Source organism: Halomonas sp. N3-2A (assembly GCF_002216165.1).
Lineage (GTDB): Bacteria > Pseudomonadota > Gammaproteobacteria > Pseudomonadales > Halomonadaceae > Vreelandella.
The window spans coordinates 1,103,174-1,116,624 of sequence record NZ_CP022286.1 but is presented as its reverse complement, the minus strand read 5'-3'; the positions used below and the strand labels follow the sequence as shown (position 1 = coordinate 1,116,624).

The window sequence follows — 13,451 nt, the reverse complement described above, 5'->3', positions numbered from 1 at the left end:
GGGGGCATAGCCCCCCCCTACTTAAAACATTTTAAAACACTCGGTTTAAGCCATTTTGCGCCGCCACCCGGTACGCTTCGGCCATGGTGGGGTAATTGAAGGTCGTATTGATGAAGTACTTCACCGTATTCGCATCCCCTTCCTGCTGCATAATGGCCTGGCCGATGTGCAAAATTTCCGACGCCTGGTCACCAAAGCAATGGATACCCAGAATCTCCAGCGTGTCTTGGTGGAACAAAATCTTCAGCATTCCCACCGTATCGCCGGTGATTTGCGCACGAGCAGTATCTTTAAAGAAGGCCTTACCCACTTCGTAGGGCACTTTGGCTTCGGTCAGCTCACGCTCGTTGGGGCCGAAAGAGCTGATTTCAGGAATAGTGTAGATCCCGGTGGGGACATCACTAACAAAGCGATACTCTTTTTCCAGTAGCTCGTTACAGGAGTTTAATCCCTGGTCGTAGGCAGCACTGGCGAGACTCGGCCAACCAATCACATCGCCTGCAGCGTAAATATGCGAAATCGCGGTGCGGTAGTGCTCATCAACGCTAAGCTGGCCTCGGCCGTTTGCCTCTAAGCCAATGTTCTCAAGTCCAAGGCTATCGGTATTACCGGTACGACCATTCGCCCAAAGAAACGCATCGGCGCGGATTTTCTTGCCCGACTTCAGATTTACGGTTACGCCAGCTTCATCACCTTCGACACTTTTATAGTCTTCGTTATGGCGAATCAGCACACCGTGTTTACGCAGATGGTAGGAAAGCGCATCACTGATTTCATCATCCAAAAATGACAGCAGGCTATCGCGATTGTTGATTAAATCAACCTTAACGCCAAGGCCCGAAAAGATAGAGGCGTACTCGCAACCGATAACACCTGCCCCAAAGATCACCAGTGTCCGCGGGGTATGGGAAAGGCTGAGGATCGTATCAGAGCAGTAAATACGTGGATGTCGAAAGTTAATATCCGCCGGACGATAAGGCCGAGAGCCGGTAGAAATAACAATTTTCTTGGCTACCAGCTCTTCCACGCCTTCCTGTCGATCTCGCACCACCACGGTATGCTCATCTTTAAAACGCGCCACACCATGAAACAGATCAATGCGGTTACGCGCGTAAAACGTCGTGCGCATTTCGACCTGTTTATCGATGGTGCCACGCGAGCGCTCCATCACTTTAGGAAAAGAAAACCAGCGGGGTTCACCGATATCGCGGAACATGCGGTTGGTATTGAACGCCATGATCTGTTTGACCTGATGGCGCAGCGCTTTCGAAGGGATCGTGCCCCAGTGGGTGCAGTTGCCCCCCACCTGGGCCTGCTTTTCAATAATCGCCACTCGCTTACCATGCTTTGCGGCGTTAATAGCAGCGCTTTCCCCAGCGGGACCAGTACCTATCACCACAACATCGTAATTGTGAACGGCCATACGACTTGGATCTCCTTATTCCTGACTTAAAAGCGCTCTCAACGATGGCATTTACATAAACGCTCGCGGTAAGCGAACGTCTGAGCAGCCAATGGCTAGATTAACGACGCGTTGCGTCATAACCTAGGTCAGCTCCACGGCTTTCATCGCTACGCCGACGTACACTTCCACGCTTGCGGTTTTCTTCTTCGCAAACCTCATCTTTACCGCCGCAGATGTCACAGCCTTCTTTTAGGCCTAACTGATTTAATCCACCACAGGAACCCGCAATAGGTTTGCGGCCCATTAAGACGCCAACGGCCATTGCCGTCATTACCAGTGCCATAAAACCAAATACCAGTAGCCAGATTGTCATGTTCACCTCCCAGCATTGCATTAACTGCTCACCTGCTGACAACGGTCATGTCGTTAAGTGCCGTAGAATTTTAATGCCTATTGTACCTCAGCCACTTCAAAATGATCAGGCAACTCATCGTTTTTCAACCATTCACATACAAACGGGGCTGACCAAAAGGCCAGCCCCGCTCATGCCCGAAGGCAACTTACACAATCACGTTGTTAACCGCCGAAGTCATCCAGCAGGATGTTTTCCGGCTCCACGCCCATATCGAGCAATAGCTTGATAACAGACGCGTTCATCATGGGCGGCCCACACATGTAGTACTCACAATCTTCCGGAGCTGGGTGGTCCTTCAGATAGTTTTCGTACAATACGTTGTGGATGAAGCCTGTCGGCCCTTCCCAATTATCTTCTGGCTGCGGATCGGAAAGCGCCAAGTGCCACTCAAAGTTCGGGAACTCTTCGGCTAGCTGATCATACTCTTCATTGTAGAAGGTCTCACGCCAAGAGCGCGCACCGTACCAGAAAGTAATTTTACGATCTGACTTCAAGCGTTTGAGCTGATCGAAAATGTGGCTACGCATTGGCGCCATACCCGCACCACCACCAACAAAGATCATTTCCGCATCAGTGTCTTTGGCAAAGAACTCGCCAAACGGCCCCATAACGGTCACTTTGTCGCCCGGCTTCAAATTGAAGACGTAGGTCGACATAAGGCCCGGCGGGTGGCTTGTACCCGGAGGCGGCGTCGCGATACGAATATTGAACTTGAGGAGGCCTTTTTCATCCGGGTAGTTAGCCATAGAGTAAGCGCGGATAACTTCCTCGTTATTCTTATGGGAAACTTTGAACATATCAAATTTTTCCCAATCGCCACGATACTCTTCTTCGATGTCAAAATCGGCGAACTTAATATCGTAAGGCGGCGCTACCAGCTGTACATAACCACCGGCGCGGAAGGCAACTTCCTCACCTTCGGGCAGCTTCAGGTTCAACTCTTTAATAAAGGTCGCGACGTTGGGGTTCGCGGTAACTTCACACTCCCACTTCTTAACGCCGAAGACTTCTTCAGGCACTTCTACTTTCATGTCCTGCTTCACAGGAACCTGACAAGACAGACGCCAGCCTTCTTTCTTCTCACGCATAGTGAAGTGAGACTCTTCCGTCGGCAAAATAGAGCCGCCTCCCTCTTCTACTCGGCACTTACACTGAGCGCAAGAACCGCCGCCACCACAGGCAGAGGAAAGAAAGATTCCGTTTGCAGCTAAGGTGTTAAGAAGCTTACCACCAGCCTGAGTCTGCAGGGTGTGCTCGGGGTCGCCGTTGACTTCAATCGTCACGTCCCCGCTACTCACTAGCTTGCTGCGCGCTGCCAGAATGATCGCCGTTAAGCTAATAACGATGATCGTGAACATGACAACACCGAGCAAGATGACAGATGTATCAACCATGTCGGTTTCCTATTGCTGAAGGTTTTCTGTACCTCGGCAGCCTGAGCTGCCGAGAAAACCGGCTCCGATTAAAGCTGAATGCCTGAGAAGGACATAAAGCCCAACGACATTAAGCCAACGGTAATAAACGTGATGCCAAGACCCTGAAGACCGCCAGGCACGTCGCTATACTTCAGCTTTTCACGGATACCAGCCAACGCTGTAATCGCAAGCGCCCAGCCAACACCAGAACCGAAACCGTAGATTACGGATTCACCGAAGTTGTAGTTACGCTCAACCATGAACAGTACGCCACCTAGGATGGCGCAGTTAACGGTAATCAGCGGCAGGAATACGCCCAGCGCGTTGTATAGCGCAGGAACATATTTATCGAGGAACATTTCCAGAATCTGAACCAGTGCGGCAATAACGCCGATGTAGCTCAGAAGACCCAGGAATGAAAGATCGATGTTTTCAGCACCGCTTATGCCAGTCCAAGACAAAGCGCCTTCAGCCAGCAGCAGGTTGAACACTAGATTGTTGACCGGAACCGAGATTGTCAGTACGACAATAACGGCAATCCCGAGGCCAAATGCAGCGGAAACCTTCTTAGATACCGCCAGGAATGTACACATCCCTAAGAAGAAGGCCAGCGCCAAGTTTTCAACAAAAACCGAAGCAACGAAAAGGCTTAGATAGTGTTCCATGTTACACGGCCTCCTTCGGCTTGGTGTTGTGCTTCATTTTGAACTCGTTCTCTTCTACCTGCTCAGGATTGACTGAACGTAAAACCCAGATCAGTAAACCGATAATAAAGAAGGCAGAGGGAGGCAGGAGCAGCAGACCATTGGGCACATACCAACCACCATTTTGCACTGTTGGTAGGACGGTAAAGCCAAAGATACTGCCAGCACCCAGCAACTCACGGAAGAAGCCAACGATCATTAAGATTAAGCCGTAGCCCAAGCCGTTACCGATACCGTCAAGGAACGACATGCTCGGCGTATTGGACATCGCAAAACCTTCCGCACGGCCCATTACGATACAGTTGGTGATGATCAGGCCCACAAAGACCGACAGCTGCTTAGACATTTCGTAAGCGTAAGCTTTGAGGATCTGGTCAACCACGATAACCAGCGACGCAATAATGGTCATTTGAACAATGATACGGATCGAAGACGGAATATGGTTCCGGATCAACGATACGAACAAGTTCGAAAAGGCCGTTACAAAAGTAACCGCTAGCGCCATTACCAGCGATACGCTCATGCTGGTCGTAACCGCTAGAGCAGAACAGATCCCCAAAATTTGTAGTGCAATGGGGTTGTTCTTAAAAATCGGCGCCGTTAAAACACTTTTTGCATTTACATCCGCCATGATCAAGCCCCCTCAACGTCGTCGAAGTCGGTATCGGTGTCTTCGGCATCTTCTGGTTCAGTACCACTACGGAAGTTAGCCAAATACGGAGCGAAAGCCTCTTCGCTGAACCAGAACTGCAGCATGTTGGTCACGCCGTTACTGGTTAGCGTTGCACCAGAAAGCGCATCAACTTCGTACTCGTTGCTTGCGCCACCTTTGGTCAGGTGGATTTCCGGTGAGAGGTCGCCCTCTTCGTCGTAAATCTTCTTACCTTCCCATTGAGCTTGCCAGCGCGGATTATTTACCTCAGCACCGAGACCCGGCGTTTCGCTATGGTCGTAGTAAGTGATACTGACGATAGTGTTACCGTCGCCTTCAACCGCGAGGAAGCCCATCATACGGCCCCAGAGTCCTTGCCCACGAATGGGCAGAACAATCTGCTCGGGGTTTTCAGCATCACCGACAAGATAAACAGTCGCGAAGTTCTCAACACGAGACAGGCCTGCAATGTCGCGATCACCGGAAAGCGTACGACCCGTTGCAGGATCACTCGAGGCTTCAAAGCCATCGAAGGTAGCTGGGTCGAATTGATCGGTGTACTCACCGGTATCCAGCTCAACTACACGTGCGGTAATTTGCGTGCTGAACGCTTCCTCAACATCCATGCCCGGCTCATAGAGACCCGCCACGTTAAGAATGTTGGTTTTACGATCCAATTCCTGGTTGAGCTGCTGCATAGGTCGCAGCGCAACGGCAGCCGTCGAAACGATTACCGAGCACACGATACACAGCGAAAACGCTACGGTTAGGATCTTTTTGATGGAGTTGTTACCTTGTGCCATTAGGCATTCTCCTCGGCCGCTACGCCAGTCCGCTTGAGACGGCGTTTAATATTGGCCTGGACGAACATGTGGTCAATCAGCGGCGCAAATAAGTTAGCGAACAGAATGGCCAGCATGATGCCCTCAGGAAAGGCGGGGTTTACCACACGGATCAGAACGGTCATCACACCGATCAACGCACCAAACACCAAGCGCCCCTGGTTAGTCATGGAAGCAGACACCGGGTCCGTTGCCATAAACACCATGCCGAAAGCGAAGCCACCAATCACCAAATGCCAGTACCAGGGCATTGCAAACATGGGGTTGCTGTCAGAACCAATCAGATTAAACAGCGTACTGGTGACGACCATGCCCAGAAGAACACCCAGCATGATTCGCCATGATGCAATACGCGTCCACAGCAGTACTGCCGCACCAATGAAGATCGCCAGTGTCGAGACCTCACCCACTGAACCAGGGATAAAGCCAAGGAAAGCATCCCACCAGCTCATGGTATCAGTCAGCGCTGTCATACCGTCTTGGAACGCCATGGAGAGCGCAGTTGCACCAGTATAGCCATCAGCGGCTACCCATACGGCATCACCTGAGATTTGCGCTGGATAGGCAAAGTAAAGGAACGCACGGCCAGTAAGCGCGGGGTTCAAGAAGTTTTTACCCGTGCCGCCGAAGATCTCTTTACCGATTACCACACCAAAGGTGATACCCAGAGCAACCTGCCAAAGCGGAATTGTCGCCGGCAGAATCAGCGCAAACAGTACCGACGTTACGAAGAAACCTTCGTTAACCTCATGACCACGCTTGATTGCGAACAGTACTTCCCAAAAACCACCCACCGCAAACGTGACAAGATAGATAGGCAGGAAGTAGGTCGCACCAAGGACAAAGTTAGCCCATAAGCTGCTGGGATCATGTCCACCCGCCAGGGTCATCATGATCGCTTCACGCCAACCGTTCATTGAGGCATAGCCTGCATCAATGGCGGTGTTGGCCTGCCAGCCTGCGTTCCACATACCGAAGAACATCGCCGGGAAAGTACACAGCCAAACGGTGATCATGATGCGCTTAAGATCGATACCGTCACGCACGTGGGCGGTGGTTTTAGCAACGCTGGGGGGCGAGTAGAAAATAGTATCTACCGCTTCGTAGAGCGGGTAGAACTTTTCGTACTTACCACCTTTATGGAAGTGCGGCTCGAGATTATCGAGTGTTTGTCGAATACCCATCATCAGGCCTCTTTCTCGATCATGGTGAGATTGTCACGCAGGATAGGGCCGTACTCGTATTTGCCTGGGCAAACATAGGTACACAGTGCCAAATCCTCTTCGTCTAACTCAAGACACCCAAGTTGCATGGCAACTTCAATGTCACCCACGATCAGCGTGCGTAGCAGCTGTGTTGGCATAACATCCAGAGGCATAATGGCTTCATATGCACCGATCGGTACCATGGCACGTTCAGAGCCATTGGTTGACGTGGTTGGTGCATAATTGCTCAGGCCTTTAATCTTAGAAATGTAAATGCCCATGATTGAGTGCCGATTAGCCCCCATAGACATCCATCCCAAGAAGGTGCGCTTGTTACCTTCCTCGAGCAAGCTTACTTGGTTATGGAAACGTCCCAAGTAAGTCAGACTCCCTTCAGCGGAAGCACCAGAGAACACAGAACCTGAAATAACACGGGTGTCATCGGGTTTGATGACCTCACCTGCTAACAACTCCTCCGTACTGGCACCAATACGGGTGCGCAATAAACGAGGATTTTCAGCACGCGGGCCGCCGACAGCAATAATACGGCTTGTATCAAGCTTGCCTTCTACAAACAGCTTGCCGAACGCAATCACATCCTGATAACCGATGTGCCACACTTTTTTGTGCAGGGCTACCGGTGAAAGATAATGAATATGCGTTCCTACCAAACCTGCCGGATGCGGGCCAGCAAAGCTCTCAGTCTTTACGCCGCTGACATTACCACCAGGAATGGAAGCATTAGCACCCGTACACAGAAAAACGTTGCCCTCGGTCAGGCGGGTTAGCACCTTGAGGCCGTCTTCAAATGCCTGGGAGTTTTCGTTGATCACTACCGCAGGGTCAGCGCTGAGTGGATGAGTATCCACAGCAGTAACGAAAATATCGGTAGGTGTGCTGTCGATAGCTGGCGTGCGAGAGAAAGGCCGGGTGCGCAAAGCAGTCCAAAGCCCTGACTCAACCAGTTGATCAACAACAGATTGACGTTCAAGCTGCCCTAAAGCGTCACGATCATGAGAAGCAAATGTCATCGCTTCTTCATTTTCATCGACTTTAATAACGACAGACAGCAGACGTCTCTTTTCGCCACGGTTAATAGCCACGACTTCACCGCTGGCGGGCGCTGTAAAGCGTACACCATCAATTTTCTTATCGGTGAAGAGTAATTGGCCCAGTTTGACCTTATCCCCTTCCTGAACTTCCATCGTCGGCTTCATGCCAACGTAGTCGGTGCCCAGGATTGCCACGTGGCGCACAGGCCGCGCATCTTCAATACGCTGCTCGGGCGCTCCCGTGATGGGGAGATCCAGGCCTTTTTTGACTTCGATCATAGTCTCGCCCAGTTGATGGATCGGATATACGAAGGTAAGGGGTTCGAATGCTTATTTCTGTTCAGTAAATTTTTATTGTCTGTTCAGATTGTTACCAGTCAGGCTCAAGCACGCTTGAACCACCCCGAAAAATCCATCGTATTATAAAGATAAGCGCGGCCAATGACCACATCCCTGACAGCCTCCTAAAGTGCTATAGACGCTTGAACTGATCTCGCTTTCAACACCAAAAAAGCCACCCGGAGGTGGCTTTTGGTACAACTTAGCGGTTAAAAGCGCATTAACTGCTGCTTAAACGCCATTAATGCTCAAACGGCTTAATGCGGCAGCTTCAAAAACTTCACATTAGACATATGCTGAAGAATACGAATAACTTGGCAGCTATAGCCAAATTCATTGTCATACCACACATAAACGACGGCGTGGTTACCGTTTGCGATGGTGGCTTTAGCATCGACAATACCCGCATGACGATTGCCAACAAAGTCAGACGATACAACTTCGGCTGAATCCACGAAATCAATCTGCTTCTGGTAGGAGGAATCAATCGATACGCGACGCAGGTAATCGTTCAACGCCTCTGCATCGGTGCCCTTTTCCAAGGTTAAATTCAAAATAGCCATAGAAACATTGGGCGTAGGCACGCGAATGGCGTTACCTGTGAGCTTACCTTCAAGTTCAGGTAGCGCTTTTGCGACCGCTTTTGCTGCACCTGTTTCGGTCAATACCATATTCAGCGCCGCACTACGTCCACGACGGTCGCCTTTGTGGTAATTATCGATCAGGTTTTGGTCGTTGGTGTAGGCGTGTACGGTCTCTACATGCCCCGTCACTACGCCATATTCATCATTTAGCGCTTTTAGCACTGGCACAATGGCGTTGGTAGTACAGGACGCTGCCGACACAATACGGTCATTATCGCCAATCGTTTCATGATTAATGCCGAATACGATATTTTTGATATCGCCTTTGCCAGGAGCCGTTAACAATGCTTTCTTAGCACCCTTGCACTCAAGATGCTGACCCAAGCCAGCCTCGTCGCGCCAGATACCGGTGTTATCAACAATTACAGCGTTGTCGATACCGTAGACAGTGTAATCAATTTCACTCGGTGAATCGGCGTAAATAACCTGAATCACATTACCATTGACAATCAGTGTACGCGCTTCAACGTCGACGGTAATCGTGCCATCGAAAGGCCCATGTACCGAATCACGACGCAGTAGGCTGGCACGCTTCTCAAGGTCTTTTGCCACATCGCCGCGGCCACGCACAACAATGGCCCGCAAGCGCAACAGATTACCGCCGCCCGCTTTTTCGACCATTACTCGCGCCAGCAAACGACCAATACGGCCAAAGCCATAAAGCACTACATCTTGAGGCTCGCCTTTACTGCCATTCGGCTGAAAGCCATCAATAATTTCAGCAAGCTCTTCACGCAGGAAAGCATCAAGATCACTACCACCCTGGCGCTTAAAGTTAACGGCCAGCTTACCAACGTCAACATGAGCAGGCCCGAGGTTCATCTCGCTCATCGCTTTTACGATGGGGAACGTATCTTCAACAGATAGCTCAGTGCCTTCAATTTTGCGTACAAAGCGGTGATCTTTGAGGATGCGAATGACTGACCGCTTAATCAGGGAGCGACCGAACATAGTGGCGACAACATTGTTTTGGCGATACAGCTGGCCCACCAGTGGAATCATTTGCTCAGCCAGAGCTTCGTTGCTTTGCCATTCCTGAAAAACGTTTTCGAGAGCTTGCTGACTCACGTGCGGCCTCATTGGGTAGTGAAAAGAAATTTCTTAGAACATTATCCTGGGCTTACCTACATGCCGCAATGAATGGATAGTCGCACAACATGTAGGGGTATTACAGAAAAAGCGGATTGACTACAAACCACAATAGTGTATCGGAACCACAAGGCTTACTTAACTACTAGTGGTTGCTTTGCGCAGGCCTCTGCCTGAAAGTACTGATCGTGTATGATCCAGATTCCGTTTCAGCGCAAAACGATACCGTGACTATGTCCTCTTTTTCTCTGCTCGAACCGCCCCAGCCCAAAGGGATTCGCGACACGCTCTACCTAACAGCGCCGCCGGGCAGTGCAACTGCCCTGGCGCTGGCTCAGGTCGCGTTAAGCGCACCATTATTGGTTATTACGCCGAATACTGCCAGCGCACAGCGCCTGGAACAGGATCTGGCATTCTATAGCAATGTTCCCGTCCTGCCCTTTCCAGATTGGGAAACGCTGCCTTATGACAGCTTCTCCCCGCACCAGGATATTATCTCGTCACGCCTACGCACGCTGCGCTTACTGCAGGATGGCGTACGCGGCATTGTGCTGGTGCCAATCAATACGCTGATGCAGCGCTTGCCCCCCGTATCATACATCGCTGGGCGCGTGATGACGCTAAAAGCGGGCGCCAAACTAAATCGGGAAACATTTCGCGAATCGCTATCGCGGGCAGGTTATCGTGCCGTAGAAACGGTCTACGAGCCTGGCGAATACGCCATGCGCGGCGCAATCATCGACCTTTTCGCCATGGGTATGGATGAGCCAATTCGTATCGATTTGTTTGATGACGAAATCGATACATTACGCCATTTCGACCCTGGCAATCAGCGCTCTACCCATAAAGTCGATGTGATTGAGCTACTCCCAGCTCATGAGTACTCACTCAGCCGCAGCGCCACTGCTTGCTTCCGGGAACAGTTTGAAACGCTTTTTGATGTTGATCCGCGCCAGTGCCCTCTCTATAACGACGCACTGAAAGCCATCCCCTCCCCGGGCTTGGAACAATATTTGCCACTGTTCTTCGACGAAACCGCTTCTTTATTTGAGCACGTTACCGATGACACCCGTGTAGCACTGCTGCCAGGTGTATTCGAAGCAGCTGAGCAGCACTGGCAGTCTATTGAATCACGCTACGAGAATTTGGGTGTTGACCCAACACGCCCCCTTTTACCACCGCTTCGCGCGTTCATTCCCGTTAATGACGTTTTTTCGGCGATCAAAGCTCGCCCCCGAATCGAACTAACCAAAGACAACACGCAACGCCATGCCCTGGCGCCGAAAGCCCAAGCGCTACCCTCGCTGGCAATTAACGCTCGCGCCAAGCAACCCCTTAACGAACTGGCTAGCTTTCTGGATGCGCAGCAAGCTACGCGGGTACTGTTTGTTGCCGAGTCACGGGGACGCAGAGAAGCGTTAGAAGAAGTGTTGGCGCCGCTTAAATTAAGCCTGCCCCATATTGATAGCTTCCAAGACTTTTTAAGCAGCACTGACCGCATAGCCATTACTGAAAGCTTGGTAGGCAGCGGCTTGTGGCTTACCGAACCGAATGTCGCGGTGATCAGCGAGACCGAACTCTTTGGCGATGTCGTGCGCCAGAGCCGGCGGCGAGAAAAAGCGACCGACGACAACGAATTGGCCGTGCGCCATTTATCTGAGCTACGAGAAGGCGCACCAGTTGTTCACCAAGCACATGGCGTCGGCCGCTACTTGGGGTTGGAAACCCTTGAAGCTGGCGGTCAAGCTAACGAATTCCTGGCGCTTTCATATGCCGACGGTGCCAAGCTTTATGTCCCGGTCGATAGCCTGCATCTTATTTCTCGCTATAGCGGCGCTGATGACGAACTCGCTCCGCTGCATCGGTTAGGCTCAGATCAGTGGGAAAAGGCACGCCGTAAAGCGGCTGAGAAAATCCGAGACACTGCCGCTGAGCTACTCGACATCTACGCCCGGCGGGAGGCTCAGGAAGGCTTCATTTATGATACGCCGGGCGATGAATACGTTCGCTTCTCTGCCAGCTTCCCATTTGAAGAAACCCCTGACCAGCAGGCAGCCATTGAAGCAGTTATAAGCGACATGATCTCTCCTCAGCCAATGGATCGCGTCGTTTGTGGCGATGTAGGCTTTGGCAAGACCGAAGTCGCCATGCGTGCTGCATTCCTGGCCGTTCAAACCGGTCGCCAAGTAGTGGTGCTTGTGCCCACCACGCTGTTAGCCCGCCAGCACTTTGAAAACTTCCGCGACCGCTTTGCCGACACCGCTGTGAATATTAGTCTTATTTCGCGCTTCACAGGCGGCAAGGAAATGACGCAAACCTTGGAAAGCATCAAAAATGGCCAAACCGACATCGTAATCGGCACCCATAAGCTGCTGTCTAAAAGCGTTGAGCTGCCCAAAATGGGGCTTTTAATTATCGACGAAGAGCACCGCTTTGGGGTCGCACAGAAAGAGAAACTCAAAACGCTGCGCGCCGAAATCGACATTCTGACGCTAACGGCAACACCGATTCCGCGCACCTTGAATATGGCCATGAGCGGTATCCGAGATCTTTCGATTATTGCCACTCCACCCGCGCGGCGCTTATCGGTCAAAACGTTTGTGCAACAGCGAGACAGCAGCGTCATTAAAGAAGCCCTGCTGCGTGAAATATTACGCGGCGGACAAGTCTACTTTTTGCACAATGAAGTCAAAACGATTGAAAATGCTGCTGAACAGATTCGTGAACTGGTGCCAGAGGCACGGGTTGCTGTTGCTCACGGCCAATTACCCGAGCGCAGCCTTGAGCGAGTCATGTCAGACTTCTATCATCGTCGCTTCAATGTACTAGTGTGCTCTACCATTATCGAAACGGGCATTGACGTGCCCAGCGCCAACACGATTCTGATTGAGCGCGCCGATAAGTTTGGCTTGGCCCAGCTACACCAACTGCGTGGCCGCGTTGGACGCAGCCACCACCAAGCATATGCTTACCTACTAACACCGCCCCCCAAGGCAATGACACGAGATGCCGTAAAGCGCCTGGAAGCGATTAGCGCCTCCGATGATCTCGGTGCTGGTTTCACCTTAGCAAGTCACGACATGGAGATACGTGGCGCAGGCGAGCTCCTGGGCGACGAGCAGAGCGGCCAAATGGAAACCATCGGCTACACGCTTTACATGGAGATGCTGGATCGCGCGGTGAAGGCTATTCGTGCGGGCAAAACGCCTAACATTGACGCCCCCTTCAACACCGGTGTCGAGATTAGCCTCAATCTGCCAGCATTGATTCCAGATGACTATATTCACGACGTACAACAGCGCCTGGTGATGTATAAACGTATCGCCAACACCCAGAGCGACGCTGAACTTAAGGAGCTACAAGTCGAGCTTATTGATCGCTTTGGACTCCTTCCTCAGCCCTTGAAGAACCTGATACGCCAGACTAGGCTTCGCCACCGCGCTGAACAACTAGGTGTCGCGCGCATTGAAGCCGGTGAAAACCGTGGACGAGTACTTTTCAACGGCTCTACCCAGGTCGATCCATTAACACTTGTGACACTCATTCAAAAATCGCCACAGCACTACCGACTGGATGGCTCAGACACTTTACGGTTTGAATTCCCAATGGAAACTACCGAACAGCGTTTTGATAAAGTCGAAGCTCTGCTTACAACACTCAATCAAAAAGTAGCGGCGGCGTGAACCTTG

General features: G+C 51.3%; 10 protein-coding genes. 1 reads left to right on the top strand and 9 read right to left on the bottom strand.

Features of this window, described 5'->3' with window-relative positions:
• Positions 1-31: 31 nt before the first annotated feature.
• From sthA to CEK60_RS05125, 9 genes are all read right to left on the bottom strand, one after another.
• Positions 32-1,423: a Si-specific NAD(P)(+) transhydrogenase gene (gene sthA, locus CEK60_RS05165; RefSeq protein WP_089038118.1), complete on the bottom strand. Its 1,392-nt coding sequence runs from the start codon at positions 1,421-1,423 to the stop codon at positions 32-34.
• Positions 1,424-1,523: 100 nt separating this feature from the next.
• On the bottom strand, positions 1,524-1,778 hold the full coding sequence (nqrM, locus tag CEK60_RS05160; RefSeq protein WP_009723507.1) for a (Na+)-NQR maturation NqrM: 255 nt from the start codon (positions 1,776-1,778) through the stop codon (positions 1,524-1,526).
• 203 nt (positions 1,779-1,981) lie between these two features.
• Positions 1,982-3,214: an NADH:ubiquinone reductase (Na(+)-transporting) subunit F gene (nqrF, locus tag CEK60_RS05155; RefSeq protein WP_089038117.1), complete on the bottom strand. Its 1,233-nt coding sequence runs from the start codon at positions 3,212-3,214 to the stop codon at positions 1,982-1,984.
• A gap of 68 nt (positions 3,215-3,282) precedes the next feature.
• Positions 3,283-3,900, bottom strand: a complete 618-nt coding sequence (gene nqrE / locus CEK60_RS05150) for an NADH:ubiquinone reductase (Na(+)-transporting) subunit E (protein WP_009723509.1) — start codon at positions 3,898-3,900, stop codon at positions 3,283-3,285.
• A 1-nt stretch (position 3,901) separates the two neighbouring features.
• Positions 3,902-4,570: an NADH:ubiquinone reductase (Na(+)-transporting) subunit D gene (locus CEK60_RS05145; RefSeq protein WP_089038116.1), complete on the bottom strand. Its 669-nt coding sequence runs from the start codon at positions 4,568-4,570 to the stop codon at positions 3,902-3,904.
• Between the two features lie 2 nt (positions 4,571-4,572).
• Complete coding sequence (locus CEK60_RS05140; RefSeq protein ID WP_089038115.1) at positions 4,573-5,394, bottom strand: Na(+)-translocating NADH-quinone reductase subunit C; 822 nt, start codon at positions 5,392-5,394, stop codon at positions 4,573-4,575.
• Positions 5,394-6,620 carry an NADH:ubiquinone reductase (Na(+)-transporting) subunit B gene (locus CEK60_RS05135; protein WP_089038114.1) on the bottom strand — a complete coding sequence of 409 codons (1,227 nt, stop codon included), beginning with the start codon at positions 6,618-6,620 and terminating at the stop codon, positions 5,394-5,396. The genes CEK60_RS05140 and CEK60_RS05135 overlap by 1 nt, the downstream gene beginning before the upstream one ends.
• Entirely contained in the window at positions 6,620-7,969 is a 1,350-nt protein-coding gene (locus tag CEK60_RS05130; RefSeq protein ID WP_089038113.1) for a Na(+)-translocating NADH-quinone reductase subunit A, read from the bottom strand. Before CEK60_RS05130 ends, CEK60_RS05135 begins: the two co-directional genes overlap by 1 nt.
• Positions 7,970-8,286: 317 nt before the next feature.
• Positions 8,287-9,741, bottom strand: coding sequence for a glyceraldehyde-3-phosphate dehydrogenase (locus tag CEK60_RS05125; RefSeq protein ID WP_089038112.1), 1,455 nt, complete (start codon positions 9,739-9,741; stop codon positions 8,287-8,289).
• Positions 9,742-9,995: 254 nt separating this feature from the next.
• Between CEK60_RS05125 and mfd the strand changes: the two genes are divergently transcribed.
• Positions 9,996-13,445: a transcription-repair coupling factor gene (gene mfd, locus CEK60_RS05120; protein WP_198361466.1), complete on the top strand. Its 3,450-nt coding sequence runs from the start codon at positions 9,996-9,998 to the stop codon at positions 13,443-13,445.
• Positions 13,446-13,451: the final 6 nt, after the last annotated feature.